The organism is Pseudoalteromonas luteoviolacea, assembly GCF_018100925.1.
In the GTDB taxonomy this organism is placed as follows: Bacteria; Pseudomonadota; Gammaproteobacteria; order Enterobacterales; family Alteromonadaceae; genus Pseudoalteromonas; species Pseudoalteromonas obscura.
Genome location: NZ_JAGJEH010000003.1, coordinates 600,513 through 623,226, shown reverse-complemented (window position 1 = coordinate 623,226; position 22,714 = coordinate 600,513). Strand labels below are relative to the sequence as shown.

Annotated in this window: 21 protein-coding genes; 11 read left to right on the top strand and 10 right to left on the bottom strand. The window is 42.8% G+C overall.

The window, feature by feature from the left end; genetic code table 11:
- Positions 1-140 precede the first annotated feature (140 nt).
- The 4 genes from J8M00_RS08835 to J8M00_RS08820 are packed head-to-tail and all read left to right on the top strand — an operon-like array spanning position 141 to position 7,282.
- Positions 141-1,862 carry an autotransporter assembly complex protein TamA gene (locus tag J8M00_RS08835; RefSeq protein ID WP_211009886.1) on the top strand — a complete coding sequence of 574 codons (1,722 nt, stop codon included), beginning with the start codon at positions 141-143 and terminating at the stop codon, positions 1,860-1,862.
- Positions 1,859-5,584, top strand: coding sequence for a translocation/assembly module TamB domain-containing protein (locus J8M00_RS08830; RefSeq protein ID WP_211009885.1), 3,726 nt, complete (start codon positions 1,859-1,861; stop codon positions 5,582-5,584). The genes J8M00_RS08835 and J8M00_RS08830 overlap by 4 nt, the downstream gene beginning before the upstream one ends.
- A complete protein-coding gene (locus J8M00_RS08825) occupies positions 5,584-6,417 on the top strand; it encodes a transporter substrate-binding domain-containing protein (RefSeq protein WP_211009884.1) in 834 nt (277 codons plus the stop codon). Before J8M00_RS08830 ends, J8M00_RS08825 begins: the two co-directional genes overlap by 1 nt.
- Positions 6,404-7,282 carry a peptidylprolyl isomerase gene (locus J8M00_RS08820; RefSeq protein ID WP_211009883.1) on the top strand — a complete coding sequence of 293 codons (879 nt, stop codon included), beginning with the start codon at positions 6,404-6,406 and terminating at the stop codon, positions 7,280-7,282. Before J8M00_RS08825 ends, J8M00_RS08820 begins: the two co-directional genes overlap by 14 nt.
- A gap of 37 nt (positions 7,283-7,319) precedes the next feature.
- Here J8M00_RS08820 and queF read toward each other — a convergent pair whose 3' ends face one another.
- Entirely contained in the window at positions 7,320-8,165 is an 846-nt protein-coding gene (gene queF / locus J8M00_RS08815; protein WP_211009882.1) for an NADPH-dependent 7-cyano-7-deazaguanine reductase QueF, read from the bottom strand.
- A 60-nt stretch (positions 8,166-8,225) separates the two neighbouring features.
- On the opposite strand from queF, the gene syd reads away from it, so the two are divergent.
- Positions 8,226-8,774, top strand: a complete 549-nt coding sequence (gene syd / locus J8M00_RS08810; RefSeq protein WP_211009881.1) for a SecY-interacting protein — start codon at positions 8,226-8,228, stop codon at positions 8,772-8,774.
- On the opposite strand, the gene J8M00_RS08805 is transcribed toward syd, so the two are convergent.
- The 3 genes from J8M00_RS08805 to J8M00_RS08795 all read right to left on the bottom strand — a co-directional run bounded on the left by J8M00_RS08805 (position 8,768) and on the right by J8M00_RS08795 (position 10,121).
- Positions 8,768-9,541 (bottom strand): Zn-ribbon-containing protein, encoded by a 774-nt coding sequence (locus J8M00_RS08805; RefSeq protein WP_211009880.1) that lies wholly within the window; start codon positions 9,539-9,541, stop codon positions 8,768-8,770. The genes syd and J8M00_RS08805 overlap by 7 nt on opposite strands.
- 1 nt (position 9,542) lies before the next feature.
- A complete protein-coding gene (locus J8M00_RS08800; RefSeq protein WP_211009879.1) occupies positions 9,543-9,806 on the bottom strand; it encodes a hypothetical protein in 264 nt (87 codons plus the stop codon).
- Positions 9,807-9,893: 87 nt separating this feature from the next.
- On the bottom strand, positions 9,894-10,121 hold the full coding sequence (locus J8M00_RS08795; RefSeq protein WP_211009878.1) for a DUF2789 domain-containing protein: 228 nt from the start codon (positions 10,119-10,121) through the stop codon (positions 9,894-9,896).
- 138 nt (positions 10,122-10,259) lie between these two features.
- Between J8M00_RS08795 and J8M00_RS08790 the strand changes: the two genes are divergently transcribed.
- Complete coding sequence (locus J8M00_RS08790) at positions 10,260-10,925, top strand: GNAT family N-acetyltransferase (protein ID WP_211009877.1); 666 nt, start codon at positions 10,260-10,262, stop codon at positions 10,923-10,925.
- A 1,194-nt stretch (positions 10,926-12,119) separates the two neighbouring features.
- Here J8M00_RS08790 and J8M00_RS08785 read toward each other — a convergent pair.
- Both J8M00_RS08785 and J8M00_RS08780 read right to left on the bottom strand, forming a co-directional pair.
- Positions 12,120-12,425 (bottom strand): DUF3301 domain-containing protein, encoded by a 306-nt coding sequence (locus tag J8M00_RS08785; RefSeq protein ID WP_211009876.1) that lies wholly within the window; start codon positions 12,423-12,425, stop codon positions 12,120-12,122.
- Positions 12,426-13,451: a DUF3549 family protein gene (locus J8M00_RS08780; RefSeq protein WP_211009875.1), complete on the bottom strand. Its 1,026-nt coding sequence runs from the start codon at positions 13,449-13,451 to the stop codon at positions 12,426-12,428.
- Positions 13,452-13,614: 163 nt separating this feature from the next.
- Between J8M00_RS08780 and J8M00_RS08775 the strand changes: the two genes are divergently transcribed.
- Genes J8M00_RS08775 through J8M00_RS08765 form a run of 3 tightly spaced genes read left to right on the top strand, consistent with a single transcriptional unit; the run spans position 13,615 to position 15,116 of the window.
- A complete protein-coding gene (locus tag J8M00_RS08775) occupies positions 13,615-13,935 on the top strand; it encodes a YqcC family protein (RefSeq protein ID WP_211009874.1) in 321 nt (106 codons plus the stop codon).
- Positions 13,936-13,938: 3 nt separating this feature from the next.
- Positions 13,939-14,673, top strand: coding sequence for a tRNA pseudouridine(65) synthase TruC (truC, locus tag J8M00_RS08770; protein WP_211009873.1), 735 nt, complete (start codon positions 13,939-13,941; stop codon positions 14,671-14,673).
- Positions 14,673-15,116: a flavodoxin gene (locus J8M00_RS08765; RefSeq protein WP_023399624.1), complete on the top strand. Its 444-nt coding sequence runs from the start codon at positions 14,673-14,675 to the stop codon at positions 15,114-15,116. Before truC ends, J8M00_RS08765 begins: the two co-directional genes overlap by 1 nt.
- A gap of 43 nt (positions 15,117-15,159) precedes the next feature.
- Here J8M00_RS08765 and J8M00_RS08760 read toward each other — a convergent pair whose 3' ends face one another.
- A complete protein-coding gene (locus J8M00_RS08760) occupies positions 15,160-16,725 on the bottom strand; it encodes a lytic transglycosylase (RefSeq protein WP_211009872.1) in 1,566 nt (521 codons plus the stop codon).
- 204 nt (positions 16,726-16,929) lie between these two features.
- Entirely contained in the window at positions 16,930-17,697 is a 768-nt protein-coding gene (gene gloB / locus J8M00_RS08755; protein ID WP_211009871.1) for a hydroxyacylglutathione hydrolase, read from the bottom strand.
- Positions 17,698-17,749: 52 nt separating this feature from the next.
- Between gloB and J8M00_RS08750 the strand changes: the two genes are divergently transcribed.
- Positions 17,750-18,499, top strand: a complete 750-nt coding sequence (locus tag J8M00_RS08750; RefSeq protein WP_023399627.1) for a class I SAM-dependent methyltransferase — start codon at positions 17,750-17,752, stop codon at positions 18,497-18,499.
- A 4-nt stretch (positions 18,500-18,503) separates the two neighbouring features.
- Here J8M00_RS08750 and rnhA read toward each other — a convergent pair whose 3' ends face one another.
- Positions 18,504-18,974, bottom strand: coding sequence for a ribonuclease HI (rnhA, locus tag J8M00_RS08745; protein WP_211009870.1), 471 nt, complete (start codon positions 18,972-18,974; stop codon positions 18,504-18,506).
- Positions 18,975-19,140: 166 nt separating this feature from the next.
- The gene (locus J8M00_RS08740) at positions 19,141-21,192 is read right to left on the bottom strand and encodes a winged helix-turn-helix domain-containing protein (protein ID WP_211009869.1); all 2,052 of its coding nucleotides are present in this window, start codon (positions 21,190-21,192) and stop codon (positions 19,141-19,143) included.
- Positions 21,193-21,618: 426 nt separating this feature from the next.
- Here J8M00_RS08740 and J8M00_RS08735 point away from each other — a divergent pair, with 426 nt between their 5' ends.
- On the top strand, positions 21,619-22,626 hold the full coding sequence (locus tag J8M00_RS08735; RefSeq protein ID WP_211009868.1) for a metallophosphoesterase: 1,008 nt from the start codon (positions 21,619-21,621) through the stop codon (positions 22,624-22,626).
- Positions 22,627-22,714: the final 88 nt, after the last annotated feature.

The following is a 22,714-nucleotide window of genomic DNA, read 5'->3' as shown; positions in this document are numbered from 1 at the left end:
TATTGTCCGTTATCCTAGCTGAAATAAAAAGCATCGCAGTAAAATATTTGTCGAGAATATGCGGTAGCTTATGATAGCTTTACCCGTATGTAGCGCTTAAAAAGAATCAAAGCGTTGATAACTTTGCTAAAAGGGTTTGTGTGTCACGTCTAATTTGTTTTTTGATCACTCTCTGTATGTATATTCAACCTGTTTTTGCTAATGAGCAAAAACGAATTTCTGAGATCAAAGTACACTCCACCAGTGAGCTTGCTGAAGAAAATGCTCAGCTGTATTTAAAAAAGTACCAAAATACTGTTTTCACACACCGTCAAGAGCAGGCTATTTCGGCCGATTTACAGTTGGCGCTACAGGCTGTGGGTTATTATAACTTTGAAAGTGAACTTACTTATTCCAGCCAAGCGCAGAGTCTCAATATAACCTTGTCATTGGCACCTGCATTGCGTTGGCAATCTGTCGAAGTGCAAATTATGGGCGAAGGCGGCAAAGATCCGGAATTGAGTTTGTTGCTCGATTCCTTACCGATCAAAAAAGGCGAGCAGATCCGTCATGATTTATACAGCGTAGCGAAAAATCAAATTGAGAGTGCATTATTGGAGCGGGGTTATTTTGATTTTGTGTGGGTGCAAAGCACACTGGAGATCCATCGTACTGTAAAGCAGGGGACTGCAAAGCTTATCGTAGACTCCGGAGCACGTTATCAATTTGGTGAAATGAAACTATCAGGTACTTCAAAAGCTGCACATTTTATTACAGAGCTGGCGCCTTTTAGGCCACACACAAAATATGACGCAAAGTTATTGAGCGATTTTAGTCTCGCTTTAAATGAAACTCCCTATTTTGCCAGTGTAAAAGTATACCCTTTACTTAAATCACGTACTGCTGGTCAAGTACCGATCCGAGTGGAGGTGACTGATAAGCCTGCCAACAGCTTTGAAGTAGGAGGCGGTTACAGCACGGATCTTGGTGCAAAGTTTCGCGGTAAATGGAATAAACCATGGGTGAATGATTTTGGTCACTCCTTTAATACTGATTTGAATATCTCTCAGCGCAAACAAGATGTAAGCGCAACCTATACCATCCCAGTTGAAGACCCTAACACTGATGTACTGCGTGTGTTGGGGGGTTATCAACTGCAAGATGATTTAACTGACGGGGTTAAAGTGACAGCATGGAATGTACAATTACAAAGACAGTGGGTTTTGAAAAGCCATTGGGTCAGAACGGCTTTTATAAAACGTGAGCATGAAAGAAGTGAGCAAACTGGACTTATACTTGATACCGAGATGCTACTGCCGGGAGTGAGCTATGCCAAAAAACAGAGCCAAGGGGGAATGACGCCGTATTGGGGAAGTGAACAGCTATTTACTATTGAAGTAGCCCATGAAAGCCTGATCTCTTCAACATCGTTAACAAAAGTGCATTGGAAACAAGCGTGGCTGAGAAGTTTTCAGGAGCGACACTTAATGATACTCAAGGCTGAACTGGGTGCCGTTATTGCAAAAGACTTTGATAAAACTCCACTCAATTTACGTTTTTTTGCCGGAGGCGATCAAAGTATTCGTGGCTTTGCATTTCAATCGATTTCACCCAAAGGTGAGCAGGGGGAATTACTGGGAGCCAAATACTTAGTTACGGCCAGCTCAGAGTATAACTATCAATTTTTGCCAAATTGGCGGGCGGCTGTGTTTGTTGATCTGGGTACTGCAACCAATGACTTTGAAGAGAAGTGGGCTGTGGGAGCTGGATTCGGCGTGCGCTATATTACTCCAATAGGGCCTGTGCGTGTAGATCATGCGTGGGGACTGAGTAAACCAAGCCGCAGTACGCGCTTGAGCATTGTGATAGGGCCAGAAATATGATGAAACAGCGCATATTACTTCTGTTGAAAAGCAAGTGGCTTATGCTGTTACTCGCTGGAATGATAATGCTCACAGTGCTATGTAAAACGCACACAGGAAACCGAATATTGCTCTTAGCAGCAAATTATTGGGTATCGGGACTCAAAGTTGAATTACTATCTGGGCGGTTATTTTCAGGCGGTTTGATTCAATTAGAATATACAGCACAAGGCGCTACTGTTACTGCTAAAAACTTGCATTTGAATCTAAATTGGTTTGATTGTGCAACTCTATGTCTAAGTGTAAGTAGTGGCGAGATAAATGTACACTTAGCAAATTCCTCAGAGGTGAAAAATACGTCATCTTTAGCGCCCACGAGTACTACTGAGGCCAGTGATGAATATATTAAACTCCCATTTTCAATTGGCATTGAAAGTCTTACGGTCAAATCAATGACGCTGAATACTGGGCAGCAACAGGTATCAGCAGAGAACCTCGGACTTGCCGCTAAAGCTAGCGATGCTCATATTCAAGTGGGCTACCTCAGCGCACAAAAATTGATAGTCGACAATCGGGCAGTGGCAGAAAAAAGTGCTTTTGTGGTGCCCGATAAAATTGCGCCTTTGCAGCTTCCCTCGGTATTCATTCCTCTAGATGTTGACATACAACGATTACATCTAGAAGAGATGGTATACCGGACGCCGAGCGATGCACCAACGATACTGGGTGATATTCGTGCTGATATTAGTGTTGAGCAACAAGTAGCAGAGGTCAATCAGTTTCAGTTTACCTATAAAGACGCAATTGCTCGAATGGACTTGCGGTATGATGTGTCGACCAGCGTTATAAAAGGCGCTTTGAGTTATGGCAATGTGTACTCGACAGCAGTATTGCTAGTTGATGGAGACATGGATAATCTAATTTTACGAGGCCGCGTATCAGGAAAAGCCAGCGGCCTTATTTCCTTACAAGTTTCACCTACAGTGGTTAATTGGCCCTTTAACCTTGATGCTCGCCTGTCAAGTTTAGACATTGACCGAGTGGGCAGAGTGAATCACTTAAACCTATCAGGTAGTGGAGACTTAGATAACTATCAAGCCAATATTGACGCGGTATTTGACAGTTCCGGGCATTATGATGTTGGCGAAGATATCTTGTTAGATATGTCTCTGACAGGGCGTTTGTCGAAGATTAATTTCGAGAAAAGTCGTATCACAGTTGGCGATGCATACTCAGAATTGTCAGCTCAGGCTTCATGGCAAAGTGGATTGAAAACACAATTGCAGGGTCGGCTACATGCACTTCCTTTACCACATTTGGGGATTGAGGAGGCGGCAACGTTATCTGGTGAGTATGAGGTACGGTTTTTGTCTGTGCATGATCAGTGGTCAGTTACTATTCCCAAACTAGACTTGAAGGGGAAGGTGGCAGACTTGCCTTTGGAAATTGCGCTTAGCGGAGAAATGGCTGACGATTATATAGGCAAGCTAGAACAAGCCCAGATTAAATATGGTCGCAGCACAGTGATTGCAGCCGGAGTGATTGGCGACAGTGCGGACTTACGTTTCGATGCGAATATAAATCACAGCGCGAATAAAGTGTTACCTTTGGATGCGGTGATGGACGCGCAGCTACACGTAAAAGGTAGTGTTACAAAGCCACAATTAATGCTAAATGCGCAGCTCTCTAAAATTGACTTAGAAGATAAAATATCAATCGCTCAGGGTACATTGTCAGCGCAGCTCGATACACAAAAAGACTATCAGGGACGGATCGAGCTTGATATTTCTGATATCAATGCAGCACAGCTCGATCACGGACAATTACAATTTGTTTTAGATGGAAACCGCCAGTCTCATGCTGCTCACTTGTCATTGCGGAGTGCGCAGTTTGCGTTGATGACAAGCCTGCATGGGCTACTTGATAAAAATATCTGGCGAGGACAGATCTCAAAAGGTGCATTCACAATTGACGATTTAAAAGGAAAGCTTGCAGCACCAGTCGACCTGCAAGTAGGCCAAGATAGTTTCAGTTTGGCAAACACTTGTTGGTTGATCAATGGTGGTAGGGCGTGTGCCTCGGCTATGTTGGCGGAACAACAGGGCGAGATGAGTGTGAATTTAGAGCATATTCCACTAAACAGTGTAAAGAGATGGATAGATAATGGCGTATCTGTTCAAGGCAAGCTGAATGGCGCAGGCAAGGTCTCCATCAAGCATGGAAATGTTGCAGCACTCGATACTAAGCTTTGGGTTAAAGATGCACAGGTGGCGATTGATTTGCCTGCAGAGGTCGAAGTCACCGAGGGTTTACCTATTAATGTGTTGAATGTGCAAGAGTTTGAAGTGTCATTAGCCACAAGCGAGAAAGATATAGAGGCTCAGTGGCATGTAGAGTTTGAGAAACTGGGGTTAATTAAAGGTGGTTTGTCTTTTGCTGATATGCAATTAAGCCAGCAAGCAACGGGATATATCCATATTAATGAGATCAAGCTACATCAATTTACGCCATACGCACGTGCCTATTCTTGGCCTGATATAAGCTTGGATGGTGCGCTAAACGGCACGATCAATTTTTCAGGAGATCTGAGTAACCCATCACTTTTCGGCCAATTACATGCTGAAAACCTGAGTGTTGAGTCGAGTTATTTACCGATGCAAGTAACTGAGTTGACGTTATCGACTGAGTTTGATGAGCGTCAGCTGTCTTTGCAAGGAGGCTTTAAAACACCGCAAGATGGATTAGCACAGGTGTCAGGGCATGTTGATTGGCAATCTGAATTGACACTAGATGCAAGCGTTAAGGGGACAAACCTTCATGTCACACCTATGCCTGGGGTAAAAGTGGCTGTGTCACCCGATCTGACAGTCGGTTATGCTGAGAAGTTAATAGATATTCGCGGAGTGGTGTCAGTGCCATTTGCTCGATTCACCTTAGATACACTGCCGGAAGAGGCCATTGTGGTAAGCGATGACCAGATCATTATAGATGACACTGAGTCCGAAAAGGGCCGGGCGCTTATAGACTATCGTGCTGATATTGATATCAAGTTACTGGACGATGTTAGGGTGGTTGCACTTGGACTTGATGCGTATTTGACTGGGGCACTAGATATAGAACGTCAAGTTGGCAATGCTCCTTTGGCTGGTGGAGAAGTATCCTTGCTAGAAGGAAAGTATACGGCGTTTGGACAAGACTTATTAATTGAAACTGGACAACTCGGGTTTAATGGACCATTAGACAAGCCTTATCTAAATATTCGAGCGATTCGCAACCCCGAGACCACAGCTGACGATGTCATCGCAGGCGTATCTGTTACAGGCAGCATAGCTTCTCCGCAATTAACTATTTTTGCAGAACCTGCAATGGATCAGGCTAAAGCATTAGAGTATTTGTTAAATGGCGCGCGGCTGGGTGCTGGAGAAAGTTCGAATAATACCTTATTAGCTCAGTTCCTGCTTGCGAAAAGCATTGATAAAAGTAAAAGATTATTTACAAAAGCTGGAAAAAAGTTAGGATTAAGAGATATAAATTTAGCGGCAAAGGGAAGTGGTGATGATACACAAGTTGAACTTTCAGGTTACATTACACCGAGCGTACAAGTCAGCTATAGAGTTGGTGTATTTGCCTCATTGAGTGAAATAGCAGTACGTTATCGAATATTTTCAAAGCTTTACTTAGAAGCGACGAGTGGTCTCTACGATAGTATTGATCTGTTGTACAAGTTTGATTGGGGTGATTAATGCGCTATTTGAGCTGTTTGCTCGTTGCCTTGTTTTGTTGTTCGACCCTTGCTAAAGAAGCAAAATATGTAAGAGTCACAGATGGGGCCCATCCTTACGTTATTGAATTGATCGAGCTTGCACTATCGTATCAAAGCACACCGTATAAATTACAGTATATAAAAAATATCCCAACTCAGAGTCGTGCGATCCGCCTACTGGGCAAAGACAATGGCATCGATATTTTTTGGTCTGTAACCAGCTTTGAGCGAGAAAACATTGCGCGTGCGATCAGGGTGCCAATTGTAAAAGGGTTACTTGGTTACCGCATTTTACTGATTGACCAGTCTCAACAGCACCGCTTTTCAAATTTGAGCCATATCTCTCAGTTACAGTCTTTTCATTATGGGCTGAGGCATGATTGGCCAGACCATGATATTTTTGTTGACAACAAGCTGTCTGTTAACGCGTTTCACGCTTTACCCGGCGCTTTAAATATGCTGACCTCAAAGCGTTTTGATGCTATTCCCATCAGTATTTTGGAGCTGCCTGACATTTTAAAAACCTATAATGCTTTTGCCGAGCAGCAGCTGCTACTTTACTATCCATCGGCGGTTTATTTTTTCGTTGATAAACAAGATAATGCACTGTATTCAGTGCTACAAGAAGGCTTAAATAAAGCACTCAAAGATGGCAGTTTTGAACAATTGTTTTCTCGTCACTTTGCCAAGCTTGTCGAAGAGCTTTCACTTGAGCAGCGTACATTGATTGAGCTGAGAAACCGCAGTCTCCCACCGAGTGCGCCGCTTAATAACTCCCAGTTATGGTATAAAAAACAAAATGATAAAAGCTAAATCCGCGTTGCTATGTGCAGTGGTTATGTTGAGCGGTTGCATGCAGCAACCAGACAAGTCCCGTAAAGTTGTGCGTGCACCTTCCGAAATTGTGAATACGGCACCGAGTAGTGCTTGGCGCAGTATTAACAATGACAATGTGATTCGAATTGAACTTGAAACAGGTCATGTCTACGTTGAACTCAATGCCAAATTGGCCCCAAACCATACCAATAATATAAAGCTTTTGGCACGCGAAGGGTTTTATGAGGGCTTGAGTGTATATCGATTTGTTGAAGGTTTTGTTGCGCAAGGTGGAGACCAAACTGGTACTAAGATCCCCGTAAAAGGACAGAAGCGACTCGCAGCGGAGTTATCTTACAAAACAGACAGAGCTTTGAATATTATGGCGTTAGACGGCTCTGATGGTTATGCGATACGCACTGGCTTTTTGGATGGTTTTGCAGTTGGACAAAATCGTGGTGGTACAAAAACTTGGATGACCCATTGTGCTGGTACTTTTGCTATGGCGAGGGGAATTGAGATTAATAGTGGTGGCACTGAGTTTTATATCACACTGGCACCACAGCGTTACTTAGATCGTAACATCACCGTCTTCGGTCGCGTATTGGAGGGGATGCAACATGTTCAGCAGTTGCAAAGAGAGCCTGAAAATGGACGCCTATTTAACCCCATCAAGGGAGTTGAAGTTCTGGGTGACATAGCCTCACAAGACAACAGTGTGTTTGAGTTTTTTGATACTAGTTCGACACATTTTGAGGAGCTGATAGTGGCAAGAACCAATCGACCAGAGCCATGGTTTAAATTTACCCCCAATTTTGTGGATGTGTGTTCTATCGCTGTACCAACAAGAAGAAAAGGTTAAAGAAAGTGCCGTAGTAACGGCACTTTGAAGCGTGTGATTATTGTCTGTTGACACGAATATTAAAGCGGGTTGCATCTTGCTCACTTGAGCGGTAAGGGTTTATATCTAGCCCTCCGCGACGAGTATAACGGGCATAGACTTCCAACTGTTTCGGTTTGAGTGCGCGTTGAATATCACAGTAAATACGTTCAACACACTGTTCATGAAATTCATTGTGGTCGCGAAATGAAATCAAGTATTTCAGAAGTGACTCTTTGCAGATCTGTTGGCCTTGGTAGCGGATCACGATACTTGCCCAATCTGGCTGGGAAGTGATCAAGCAGTTAGATTTCAAAAGATGACTATACAAGGTTTCGGAAACCTCGCTTTGCTCGCCGTGCGCTAATATCCCCTCTTCAGGGCTATAGGCATCAACTTCAATATCTAATTCATCAATGCACTCTCCTGGCAACTGCGTAAATGGTAGACAGTTGTACTCATCAGGGCCGTAAAGTGTCACAGTGACATTACAATTTGCTGCTTTGGAGAGATCGTTGGTTAAGTATTTATGCACTTCTTCCTTAGAGGCAAATCGAGTCTGATTGAAGCTATTCAAATATAACTTAAAGGACTTTGACTCAATAATATGCGAACTTTGGCATGGAAAGACAAAAGTCGCGACTGCAACTTGTGGTTTTCCTTTACTATTTAACCAAGAAAGTTCATAGCCAGTCCAGGTATCCTCACCCTTAAAGGGCAATGCTTGCTCATCGACGGCAATTTGGTCACGGTTGAGCTTTCGCGCAATAGGGTGCAGCAAGGTAGCATCATACTGAGATGCATATTCGGTTGTTTTACCAAGCACTGATGCTTTGAGTTCAGGTGCGTTGTTGTAATCTGTCATGTTTCACCAATAGTGGTTACAATGGCCGGAATTATAGCGAATTAAAATGAGAATGGCAGTATGGCATCTTTAACGACCATGATGGAAACGTTACATCAGCAATATGCGACGACAACGAAACAACAACTCGGGCACCTGCCTCAAATCTCACACGATCCAGACTATCCTAGCGCATGTGAGGTTGGTGAAGCGGATACTTCTGGCAATATCCAGTGGCAAGCGGTTACTCGCCAACCGCAGCAAGGGTTGGAAGATCTTGCTCAAGCATTAGAAGTAGAGTTTCCAGCTGCATTGCATGCCTATTATGGCGCTGTATTTGCGGGTAATATCCGCGCCCAATTTGATGGTAATGATATTGAGTTATTGCAAGTATGGAATGAAGAGGACTTTGTAAATTTACAGCAGAATATTACTGGTCATGTTTTAATGAAGCGACGATTAAAGCAAGATGACACCGTATTTATCGGTTTGACAGACAGAGATGACTTACTGATCTCGGTGAAACTCAATAGTGGTGAAGTATGCTTAGAGTATGTCGGTAAGCCAACACATCATGTGTTGGCTGAGAACATCGAATCGTTTCTAGCAGCTCTAAGCTTTAATCACTGAAAATCCCATGAAATATTCGATACTAAGTGACACTCATCGCATTTAAAATCGAATAGCCCAAACCATGGCTCACTGAGTGCCCAGTCTCCATCGCAACCTGGGCACTTTCTTTGCCTCTCCTTTTCAAGGCTTTCACCGCCAACGCGATATAGATAATAGTAAACTGGCTTTTTGGTGAGGTAGCGAATACGTTTTGAGAGATCTAAGCCTCTGCGTGATAAGTCACTGGATAAACTAGTTATCTCTTCTAAAGCGGCAAATTCACAGCGCGTGGCTCCATTGATTTGGATTTGGTCACAAGCTTGCCAATCTTCTTGCCATTTTATGAGTGCTTTATAGTCACCATTTGCAATTGCAGGGATGTTGTAAAGCGGCACTGGTTGAAAGTCATCACCACAGTATAACGGGCTACAAGTATGGACATAGGTTGTATAAAGGATATAGCTAGATGGCGCTTGGCACAGGTCAGCGCCATTAGCGTGAATATCTTGACCAATCACTTTGACTTTTGGGGCCAGTAAACCAGCTTGTTGCAGCTGCTCAATTGCATGCTTGACGAAGGGGCTATGATGTAAAGGGTGTAGTGAGTCTTCGAGCGGGCACATGACTCGAGTGACGAAAAAACCATCTTTGAGTACCGTTGGAAATTCATCACCTATGATCTGACCATTAAAACGTAATGCATTCACAAGCTGGTTTATGGCCTGCTCAGCCTTTTCAAGGGTCGTGTCTTGGTAACAGTCAAATGTTAAATCTACAACGAACATATTACTTTTTCTCTTCTAGTAGTGCTAGGAGTCTGTCCAATTTAGCTTCTATTCTGTCTAATTGGTTTTGTGGCTCGGTAGGTTCAGGTGCACTGATTGTTGCAGATTGAGTTATAGCATCTGGGTTATTTTTATATGCTGCTAATGCGGCAATAATAACTGGCATAGGCAGTGGCTCTGTCAACTTAGCTTTGACGGTGGCCACTGTGGGTGTTTTACCTTCGGCAAGTAATATACTGATGGCTTGTTGAGCTGCTGGGTGCATAAGAAAAGACCAAAAAATAAAGCTTAGTTTATCATTTTTATCTTATTTGCCCAAAGAGAGATCTAAGCTTTGAGGTGCATTGGACGCTCATCTTAACAAAGTATCTAACGTATCTATGATTTCACTCCAGTCAGCATCTTCTCTTAAAGACTCTTCAATAAAATGTTTTTGGCCCTGATTCCAAAATGGCGCATCGACCAACAGTGTTTGGCTAGGTAGCTTATTGTTGTTGATAAATTGCGATATTTTCTCATCACTATTTTCTAAGCCTAGTTGGGCAAATAGTGATTTTAGTGAGTGGTAGCTGTTATCCATATGTTCTCCATTGAACAAGAAATACTCTACAACTATAGTAAATTTACGGCTGTTTTATACATCAGATTTAATTCAGTACAGCCAAGCCATTTATATACGACTCTCTATTTTAGAATAAATAATATACAAGGGAATATTATGTCTAATACAGAACAACAGGCGCAACTCCCCGCAATTGGTGCGAAGTTTATTGAGCCAGAAGATATTCATGTTGCTGCTAGCCTGCTATTTCAAGCTTACAGACAAGATCCATTACTGATTCAAATTTTAAATGAGCTAAACCAAAGTAAATATGATGCGAAACTTAGAGCGCTCATACGCCAGGAGTTGTCTCGTTTTAGCAAGTCGGGTCAACCGATATTAGGTATCTATATTGAAGATAACTTAGTGGCGGTAGCATGTGCATTTGCATCACATTGTGGAATAGAGAAGAGCTTTGGTTGGCATTGGAGGTTGACATTGATGATGGGGGCGGGCGTGTTGCAAGCCAAACAAATCATGGAAAAAGAGCGCACAATAAAAGCACATTTAAGCGAAATGGGGGAATACTATTTCCTATCTTTTATTGCTGTAGATCCTCATTATCAAGGGCAGGGTTTCGGTCATTATCTGCTTAGCGCACTGGATACCTTAGTACGTGAAAATGACTTTATGTCTGGTATGGCTGTGTTTGTCACACAGGGTAATCAAGTGAACTTTTTTGAAGAGCATGGCTACCATTTGATCAAAGAAGTTGTCTTTCGATCGGTTTCTGGCGAGTTACTGTTTAAAGCACGAACAGACGTTTTGGAAAAAACACTGTAAGACTTTTCCTACAAGCTTGTGCGTATTCGTGGGAAGTATTGCGTGTTAGTATCTTTAATATGTTCTTAAGCTATTGTTTTAAATGTAATTAACCTAATGTTTCAATAGTTTTTAAGTTATTTAATTGAGAATATATCCTATTTATTAGCGCTAATGTGCGTAGACTTATTGGTGTTGAAGGACGAAGGGATGCGAAAGCAAAGATTGCTACCAGGAAGGTTTCGGAAAAGTTATACACGGGAAGTTCGGAGCGCTTAAGGAACTAAGTGAAGAGGAGCCAAGAGGCTAGGATAAAGCACAGGATGTGCAGACATAGGAAATGTCAAAAAGGATAGGAGCGCCGATGGATTAGGTGAAGAGGAGCCAAGGTGGCAAAGGAGACAGCACAGGATGTGCAGACATAGGACATGTCGAAAAGGATAGGAGCGCCGATGGATTAGGTGAAGAGGAGCCAAGGTGGCAAAGGAGACAGCACAGGATGTGCAGACATAGGACATGTCGAAAAGGATAGGAGCGCCGACGGATTAGGCGAAGAGGAGCCAAGGTGGCAAAGGAGACAGCACAGGATGTGCAGACATAGGACATGTCAAAAAGGATAGGAGCGCCGACGGATTAGGCGAAGAGGAGCCAAGGTGGCAAAGGAGACAGTACAGGATGTGCAGACATAGGACATGTCAAAAAGGAGAGGAGCGCCGATGGATTAGGCGAAGAGGAGCCAAGGTGGCAAAGGAGACAGCACAGGATGTGCCGACATAGGACATGTCGAAAAGGATAGGAGCGCCGACGGATTAGGCGAAGAGGAGCCAAGGTGGCAAAGGAGACAGCACAGGATGTGCCGACATAGGAGATGTCAAAAGGGATAGGACAGCCTAAGGAAAAGGTAATTAAGGAACAGTTAATACTTGGGCATAGGATGTACGGGCATAGGATGTGCCAAGGGAATTGATTGGAGCGCATAAGGATACTGCGTAAGAGGAATGAGTGTAGGATACACGTTGGATAAAGGCAGGGAAGAAGATCGGGTGTGATTGGATGTATACCCGTTCAGGGGATGATGAATGTTGGCGGCTTGCTTGTATGTTGTAGGCAGAGGTAGCGGATACCTCAAATGGATATCGTCGGATTGGGGCGTAACAATAAGGGTTGCGCCTTAGTTTCCTTATTTTATCTCAGTATATCAGTATTATCTTTTCATTAATCTACGATTCTGTGCGGTGGCACATCTACCTTAACCAGCATTTGATTTTCTAAGTACAGTGTACCTTTGTATGCATTGTCCCTATCTGAGCTGAACTCAAATAGGAACTCACTTTTTATACCTAGTTGGCCATTCTTAAGTACGCCCAAGCGACGCTTTTGGCAAGCGACGCTGAGTAATTGCACATTTAGCTTTTCACTTTGTTGAGCTGCGTGCTCACGGGCAGCCTCGGCTATTTGCCGACTGAACCAAAAAAAGCCACATGTAGAAATAATAAGTATAAATAGCCAGAGTGTTATCATTTATGAAAATAGCCTACCAATTGCCCGCGACAGTGTTTCGCTGCGATTTTGCGCACGAAGTAAACCTAATACATGAGGACGAAGCATTGGAATTGCAACCAAGTCTGTGAAAATACTTTCAAAAATTCCTTCAACCTGATTGTTTTGGGCTGCTTTGTCCATAAACATATACAGCCTATCTGGATCGGTTAACGTTTCCCAACCGCGCCCCGCTATCGTCAATAATATGTCTGCTTCAGTGCTTAGCTCAGATTGCAGCAAGCTATCTACAGCTTGTGCGATCAGGCCTAAACCGTGGCTTCCCGACATAGCTCTGAAGTTATTAACAGCCCCGTAAAGTTGTTTGTTTGATACGCTTTTGTCTAGATCTCGCAGTAGGTTTTCAGTCAGTTCCGTAGAGATACTGACATGTTCAAGCATTGCGGCAAGTGGGCTCTGGACTTGCTCAGGTAAATTTGGCCACAAGGCGATTAAATTAGCTTGGTTTTGACTATGAGGCAATCGCATTGCAAAATCAGCAAGCCCTTGTAATGCAAGACCTTGCCAATCTGTTTTTCCTTGTGTTGTGAAGTAGTGCTCCACTGATTCATAGTATTTAGAAGCGGGGCGTTTTAGCTCACACTTCATCAGAGCGTTAAATGCAGCAAGTTTGTTGGCATTAGGTGTATACACATACGGATTGTTATCAAGCTTACCCTGAGCCGCCTCACCTGTCAGCTGTGTGCCTAACGCTTCAAGTACCATAGATGCAAAGTGATCTCGGCTGGCAATGTTGAGTTTGCTTTGCTCATCAAGTGGGAATTTTAAAAACCACACATAGGGATCGAGTGTGGCTTGGTTGTCCCAAAATTGGATTGCAAGCAAAGCATGACCTCCTAACGGGTAGGGATATGGCACCTGAGTATTTTCGATTTGGTCAAATTGCTTTTTGTCTATTTTCGTAATACGACGACCAATGTCATATACACGCCATTGCGTGCCTGCTGAAGTTAAAAGTTCACCTAGGGTAGAGATATGTGTCGTCATTGTTTGCTCACGAAAGATTACAGTGGCGCAATTATAACGGTATTTAGAGCAAGGAGTAAGGGGGATAGCTGCAGATAGACGTGCAATCGTCACAATGATAAATGTGCTTAACCTTGAGCAATGATATACTCCGGGTTTAGATAATAAAAGTGGGAGCTTAAAAGTGAGCCAAGCGGTTTTACAACACCTTGCTGAATTAGAACAACAGCTAAAACAATCTCACCTTTGGCAAACTGAGCCTGTTGACAGTCAAGCATTGGCTTCGGTGCAGCCATTTTGTTGTGATACATTGCGCTTTGAGCAGTGGCTACAATTTGTATTTATTCCAAAGATCCACGAGATGGTCGTCAATCGCCAGCCGCTGCCTACAAATATCGCCATATCACCTATGTGTGATATTGCTTTTACGGGTCACCCACGACAACAGGCTCTATTTAATTGCCTCAATAAGCTAGATGTTTTGATAGCAAATGGAGCGCAGTAACGTATGTTGGAGATCATCTATCAAGACGAAAATTATGTTGCTATTAATAAGCCTTCTGGTTTACTGGTTCACCGTTCATTCTTGGATAAACGAGAAACACAGTTTGCAATGCAAATGCTCAGAGATCAATTAGGGCAACATGTATTTCCTGTACATCGCTTAGATAGACCCACCAGTGGCGTGTTACTGTTTGCTCTGAGTTCTGAAGCTGCAAGAGATATGAACCAGGTTTTCATAGATGGCGCTATCCAAAAGCGCTACCTCGCGTTAGTCCGTGGTTTTAGTCGAGATGAGGTTTTTGTTGATAAGCCACTTAAAGAGCAATTGGACAAAATTGCTGACAAGTTTGCAGATCAAGATAAAGCACCTCAAGAAGCACAAACTTTAGTACGGTGTTTGCATCAAGCAAGTTTAGATATTCCGTTTGGTAAGTATCCGAGTATTCGTTACTCGCTGGTGGAGTGCTACCCTAAAACTGGGCGAAAACATCAGATCCGTCGCCATTTAAACCACTTATCGACACCCATTATTGGCGACGTTAATCACGGTGATAATAAACACAATCACTTTTTTCGTGATCATTTTAAACTACAGAGACTGATGTTATTTGCAACTGAGCTAAAGTTTCTTCATCCTTATACTGAACAACCTATTTTAATTCGAGCCAATCTAGGTGAGGAGATGTTGGATATCTGCCATCAACTAGGCTGGCCATCAACCGAGAAGGATTATCAGTAATGGCATCAATCACCTTATTCGTAGGCAGTGTATATGGCAATGCAGAAAACTTGGCTACGCAAATCGAGACACATTTAACTGCGCAGGGTCATCGAGTTAACATAGCAGATCCAGCCACCATTGATGAGGTTAAATCTGCGGAGCACGCGTTATTCGTTTCGTCTACTACCGGACAAGGTGATATACCTGATAACCTTTATCCTCTGTTTATTCAAATGCAAGCACAAATGCCAATGTTAACGAATAAAAATGTAGGTGTTGTTGCTTTGGGAGACAGCAGCTATGGAGATACTTATTGCGGTGCCGGGCGTCAAATTGATGCCTTGATCCAAGAGCTAAATGCGCGCATTGTGCAACCTCGTCTTGATGTGGATGCCGGTGAGTACTTTGAACCTTGGGAAGCCGTAGAGCCTTGGCTGACAAAGTGGGTTGCAGCATTGTAATTTAAATTAAAAAGGGCCCTGCATTAGGCCCTTTTTAACTGTTCTAGCTGCGTTTGACGTCAACTTTTAACTTGAGCTTCTGACCGGGATGAAGGTATTTTTGGCCCGCAATATCATTCCACTTAATAATATTTTTAATCGAGACATTAAACTTGTTTGCGATACGCGCCAAAGAGTCGCCTTTGCGGACTTTATAAGTAATCGTGCGCTCAGTGCTTTGCAGCCCTGAGTTTTTCTGTTTTGGCTGAGACTTATATATGCTCAGCTGTTGGCCTAGTTTCAGTACAGAACTCGTTTTTAGCTTGTTCCATGCGGCCAACTGCTTGATTGTCACATCATGTTCGCGACTAATATCCCAAAGAGTATCACCACTTTTTACAGTATGTGTGTACTTACTTTGCTGTGATTTGTTGGCTACTTTCCTAACTGGTGCTGGTAGGTGCTCACTTTTCAGCTCACCTTCGCTCAGCGGTACAAGCAGCTTTTGTCCAACTCGAATGATATGGCTGTTTAGCTTATTAAGCGTTTGAATTGCAGATGGACTCGTATCGAATTTACTCGCAATTACAGAGAGGCTATCGCCGCGATTCACGGTATAGTATTGCCAGCGCAATCTCTCTTGCATCGGAGTACTGGCAAGTTTTGTTTTGAACTGGGCGATTTTATCGGTAGGCAGCAATAAGCTGTGAGGACCTTTTGGATCCGTAGCCCAACGATTGAAACCAGGGTTGAGACGATATAGTTCGGTCAACGAAATTCCTGCCATATCAGCCGCTAGTGCCAAATCAATTTGTGTCCCGACTTCCACTGTATCGACAACCTGCGCATTGATAATTTTATTCCATGTCACCTTAAACTCCTCTTGGCGCATCAATAGATCAGACAGTGCGAGTAGCTTCGGCACATATGCAGTGGTTTCACGTGGTAGATCTAAAGACCAAAAGTCAGTTGGTAAGTGCTTTTTACGGTTTTTCCTAATTGCGCGCATAACACGACCTTCGCCAGAGTTGTATGCAGCAATGGCATTGAGCCAGTCACCATCTAGTGTTTTATGAAGGTAAGTTAAGTACTCTAAGGCTGCGCGGGTTGATTGTACGATGTCACGTCTTCCGTCATACCACCAATTTTGCTTGAGGTCGAATCGCTCTCCAGTTTGCGGCATAAACTGCCAAATTCCAGATGCGCTTCGGTGGGAGTAACCAAAAGGATCAAAAGCACTCTCTACAATAGGTAGTAATGCAATTTCGATAGGCATTTGGCGCTTTTCTACCTCTTCGACAATAAAGTATAAATAGGGCTCTGCACGCTTCGATATGCGGTCTAAATAGGCTTGATGGCGTTGGTAATAGTTTCTCTCTGCCACAACAGGTCGGTTTTGAGGCACTGGGATCGACAACTGATAGCGGATCCGCTCCCACACATCGTCGAATACTGGCGGAGGTTCATCAGCTTCAATAGGAATTTGAATTGCATGAGATAACACATCACTGATCTGTGAAGGGCTGGCGTGATCTCGTATTTCAGTTTGTGGGGGTTGCGTTTGAGTTTGCGTTATTTCACAGCCTGTTATTAAGCTCAAAATCGCAATTATCAGCAGTGGCTTTTTCATAAATCTCTTTTTGTCGGGCAAAAACCCGTCAATTTTAACCTTATCTGAGGCAATTGCAAAGCGAACGTATTTTTGTCCATAGTAATGTTATGCTATCTGCAATAGTTGGGCCGTACGCGGTTATTATTTTATAGGGAGTAGACCGCTTCAGTATCTGTCACAGTTGAGGTATTGAGCGCCTTTTTACTGTGACAGTGATGAGCTTTAAAAATTATCTTTCCACAGTCTCAGATTTGCAAATTTTTGCCAGGTAGTATCGGTGGAACCTTGGAAGTTTTTAGGTAAATGGTCCAAGATCGTCTCGTGCTCAGCCCTTAAAAATGGATTTATTTGGCGTTCGATCCCCATGTTTGTTGGTAATGTTGGTAAATCTTGGCCCCGCTGTTGTTGACACCATGAAATATGTTTTTCAAGCAACTTGTTGTTTGGCTCTACGGCGTGAGCAAACGCCAAATTAGCTAGCGTATATTCATGGGTGCAATAAATCTGGCATGAATCAGGTAATTTTAGTAGTGACTGTAAAGAGTGCCACATTTGCTCAGCAGTCCCTTCAAACAGACGACCACACCCACCGCTGAAGAGCGTATCCCCAGTGAAGGCCAGCTGCTCGTTGACATAACAGATGTGATCCAGTGTATGACCTGGGGTGTGTACTATTTTAAAAGTGATATCTGCTATAGTTAGCGTATCGTCAGGCGACAGGGCGTGAGTTATCCCGGTAAATTTTGAGTCTTTTGGACCATAAACAGGAATATCAGGAAATTGTAATAGTAACTCTGCAACGCCATCAGTATGATCCCAATGGTGATGAGTGATCAAGATACCTGAAAGAGGACGGTTTTGGGTGGTTAAAAACTCGATAACGGGCTGACTTTGCCCAGGATCAACGACCCAAGTTTCTGGACTATGTGTATTGCATATCGCCCAGATATAATTGTCGTTGAAGGCCTTGATAGGTTCAACTTGCGCCATAACTCATTGCTCTATAAAGTGAAGGTGTCAACAAGTATAACGAGCGTACGGGATGAAACCAGCATTAAGTTTTCAGCAAGGGCCTAAACCCCAATCTTGGCAAGATTTTCCACATGGAGAATATCTCAAAGCAGGTATTGAACGTCGCATGGCGCGCTGGTTGCCTCGCATGTTTGGTTACCATATGCTTAAGCTAGGTTGTTTAAGTGGTCAGCTTGATACATCGGATAGCATGATAGATCACCAAGTCTGCATTTCGCCCAGTGGTCCGCACGCTGGCGTAATAGCCGAGATTGATGAATTGCCTTTTTATGAGCACAGTGTTGATGCGTGTATTTTATCTCATGGCTTAGAGTATCACTCGGATCCACATCATATATTGCGAGAGGCGCATCGAACTTTAATTCCAGGTGGCTATATCGTGATAACGGGATTCAATCCCTTTAGCTTATGCGGATTGGCACACATGCTACCATTTAGTGGTGAAAAACTACCTTGGTCTGGGCGCTTCTTTACACCCTCAAGGGTTAAAGATTGGTTGAATTTATTGGGATTTGAAATAATTGCTGATGAGCGCTTTATCCACGCTTCTTTAGCGAGGGGATCAAGGTTATCTCGATTTGCGCCATGGCGGAGGTTTTGTCGTCACTATTTAAAGCCAATGGGGAGCGTTTATATGTTGGTGGCGCGTAAGCGTGTCGCCCCCTTAACACCGATCAAGCCAAAGTGGCATGCAAGGCCAAAGTGGACGCCAGCAGTCAAAGGCGCGAGGTTAAAACACTCCCGAAGTCGGCAAGATTAATGTCTTAATCTTGTGGCTTATAGCCCATATCTTCAAGTAATTTGTCTTGTGATGCAGCATCTCGCGCTAAGTCGTCAACCAGTTCATTGTACTTGTTGCCCGCATGACCTTTAACCCAGCGCCAGTCAATGGTGTGCCTTTGACTTGCTTCGTCTAGGCGTTGCCATAGGTCGACGTTTTTGACAGGCTGTTTAGCGGCGGTTTGCCAATTGCGTTTTTTCCAGTTTGCAAGCCAAGACTCAATACCTTGTTTAACATACTGGCTGTCGGTATAAAGGGTAACTTGGCAGGGACGCTTGAGTGTTTCTAACGCAACTATCGCGGCCAGCATTTCCATACGGTTGTTGGTGGTCAATTGGTAACCTTGGCTCAATTGCTTTTCATGGCCTTGGTAACTCATATAGATGCCATATCCCCCAGGTCCTGGGTTACCAAGGCAAGAGCCATCAGTATAAATTTCTACGATTTTTTGCACGAATTTGCCTGTATAGTGTAGCTTGGGCTGATAGGCGCTAACCTTAACAAAGTTAGGCTGTAAGCGATATGATTAAAAATAAAAATCAGCTTCTTCAACTCACCGAGATGCGTACCGTGTAGGGCATTGACCTAAAACTGAGGATGCAAAAATACTGACTCTGTCTTTATGGGTCATTGGAAGCTAAGTCTGACAGCCAAAAATCGCTCTGAGTGATCACTTCATGTGTTCCGACAAAACCATAGAGACGCGATTGTGGTCTATATTTAGGAGAAAATGCGCCTATGCGACTTACAATTTTTTTGTCTATCTCGTTGCTTATATTGTAGTAATTTAACTGTCCATTTGAACCAATATAATAGACGCCATATGAGTCAATATCCCAGTTTCTATCTAATTTCATATTGTAAGGGACTGAAATTGCTTTGAGGCTATTTTTGAAGTCCCATTTCCAGAGAGTTTGCTTGTGTGCATCTATGTAAATCAGATGCTGTTTGTTGGGGGTAAATCTCGCCTGGTAAACCTGTTTGGTTGGGTGTTCGATAATTGTTTTTTTAATAGGGTCAAATTTGCTTAAAGCCCAATTGCTGCCTTGTAGTTTTGAGTACCAAATGTGATTATTACTATCCCAACCTACCACATGTAAAGGGGAAGTATTGCGCCAGTATACGATTAGCTTTTGTGTACTGATGTCATAAAACATCACCCCATATTGATTATTGCGCTTTACAGATGCTGCTAATTGTTGGCTGTTTTTTGACCATGTTAAGTCATAAATATCATTAAAATTGGAGTCTTTGACGCTATGTAGTTGATTATTGTATCTCAGCCACAAGGCTTTGTTGCCCTTGCGGGTTGAGGCAAAAGCCATTCTGGTCGCGTCTGGGCTGATTGCAAACTCACTGTCCGAACCATTAGATAAAGTAACAGGTAGCGCTTTATCTCCGACAGTGCTGTCAATAACTTGCCCAATAGAACTGGTACTTTGAAAAGAAAGTAATAACTTACTTACGTCTGTTGCCACTTGTGCGAATGCAACTTGCTGATTGGGTATAGGGGTTAGTAACTTATGAGTATCGCCAGATGCGGTAACAGAATATAGTCCTTGTTCATTGCTGTACAGCAAGCTGTCATTATTGAACCAATCGAAAGAGGTGATATTGCTTTGATATTCAGTAATCTGTGTTTCTTGTCCATCTAAATTGACAGTAAAAATCGCATGTTCGGTAGGGGCTTTAGTTCGAATAAAGGCCACCTTTTGACCCGAAGGCGAAAATATAGGTTGTCTATCTGAAAAGCCATTAGGTGGTGAAGACAGTGGTTTATTCGAGGAGTATAAAGGGTCAAATAGGGTTATTCGATGTGTGGAAAAAGGAATTTGTCTTTGAGTAAACACGATTGATTTGCTTTGAATATGGTGACTTAGCCCTAAACTTTCACTGCTCAATTCAACAAGTCGCTTCATCGCTTTTTTGTCAAAGTCAATTAATGCGATCGCATAGGGTTTAGCTTCGTTTGTATGTTTTATAACTGCTAACACTGAGTTTGCTTGGGGCGCGACGACCGGAAATGAAAACTCGGTATCTGCGCTGTTATAATAGGCTCTGGTATTGCTTTTCACTGACATCAAAACCAGTGTATTCGTGGCCTTTTTATTCGATTCTATGTAGGTTAATTGTGTGGCATCTTCGCTAAGGTGCGGCGTCAATTTTACTCTGGTACTGTAAGTTAGTCGTTTGAACTCCCCATTTAAGAGGGGCTTAATCGGCTGCTTGGGCCGAAAAGAGTAACTCGATGTGAGTATAGCAATCAGCAGCAAACTACATAGCACTATCGATACCCCTGCTATTTTTTTTGTCCTGTTGTGCTGCAAAGGCGGGGCAATATGTTTTACATCAGCGACTAGGCGGTATCCAGACTTGCGTATTGTTGCTATGTAGTGCGGCTCTGTAGAGTTATCGTTGAGTGTTTTTCTTAATGTAGAAATGACGCGATTTAGAGCATCTTCGGTTACGACTTGGTTGGGCCAAAATGTATTGAATAGCTCTTCCCTGCTAATTATCTCACCTGGACGAGCTGCCATGTATTGCAAGATCAGCGCAGCTTTTGGCTCTAACCTTACCTTTTTTTGTGCACGTGTTGCGGTTAGTCTTTTGCAATCTATAGCCCAATCATTGACTTTAAAGTGATCGAGAATAGTGTGTCTATGATGTGCCATAACCAGCTGAAATAATTATTTTAATCGAATATTGAGCTTATCATAATTAGACGGTAATTGATTGCCATTGAGAATATGCGTTGGCAGCCGAACTTGGTCTAGGCTAATTTTTTCATAGTCTTTATGTAACCTACAATTTTTTATAGATTATTGTTTTTCAGTTAATTTGTTTCCCTATGCTGTGAATTACTCCATGATATTACATGATAGAACCTAATGCTCTTTTAATTTATTGATTTTTATGGTTATATTTTTCAGTTCGAGAAGCCGATACTCTAGTGATTCAATTCGTTAGCTGGTACTTTAAGTGTGCCTTTTGTATGAGTTTTAAAAAGCAAATAACTCAGTAAGTTCAATACCCATATCAATGACGAGAGAAATATGTATCACAAAAGCAATCCACTTTTGGTCATTTTAAGCGTGTTAATGTCCTTTACGGCGTTCGCTGGATTTAATGATGGCCCGTATATCTACCCTGATAAAAACGGTTATCGCGCGGATTTAATTTGCCAAGGAAAAAAACGAACGTTTGTCATAAAAGAGCACAAAGCAATCGACTTCTGTGGCCGAAGTATGAAATTAAACCTAGTGTCTAACGCGCCAACAGAAACTGTGTATTCAGGTGCGTTTCCTGTTGTTGCATTGAGCGATATTCACGGTCAGCATGCGCTGATGATGCAGCTATTAAAAGCAAATAAAATAATAGACCAAAATGGCAACTGGATATTTGGCAAGGGCCATTTGGTTATTACCGGAGATATTTTTGACCGGGGAAGTCAAGTAACAGAATCTTTGTGGTATATCAAATGGTTAGAAAATGAAGCGGCAAAGTTTGGTGGGGCAGTGCACTTTTTGCTGGGTAACCATGAAGTTATGGTGCTCAATGGCGATTTAAGGTATTTACATAAAAAATATGAACAAACGGCATCGTTAATGAATAAGCCATTTGATCAACTATTTTCAAAGGATAGTGTGCTGGGGCAGTGGTTGCGCTCCAAAAATGTAGTGATAAAAATCAATAACAATGTATTTTTACACGGTGGCTTCCATCACGAAACTTTAAAATATGATATTGGCTTGAAAGACATCAATAAAATTTTTAGAGAAGAGCTGGTAGAGCAAGAGCTCAGCTCAAAAAAACGCTCGGAGTTAGGGCAGTTTTTACATGGCAGAAAAGGTCCGATCTGGCACAGAGGTTTTTTCTCAGAAGAACAGAAAGCACAATTAGCACCGCTGTTGGCGCGTTTTTCTGCTAGTCGCTTTATTGTTGGACACACTTCGCATAAAACGGTGATTAGTCGCTACAATGGTAAAGTGATTGGGGTAGATAGCAGCATCAAGCTGGGTCATAAAGGTGAATTATTATTTATTGAAGAAGATGGGTATTGGCGTGCAGATATGCAGGGAAAAAGAACACCATTGTTTGCTAAGTAACAAGCCAAGGTCTCGCCAGTCCATCATGGCAGCTGTGTGCAGCAATGGTTTGATAAGCCTGAGTGCGATGAGTCTAGTGTAATCACTA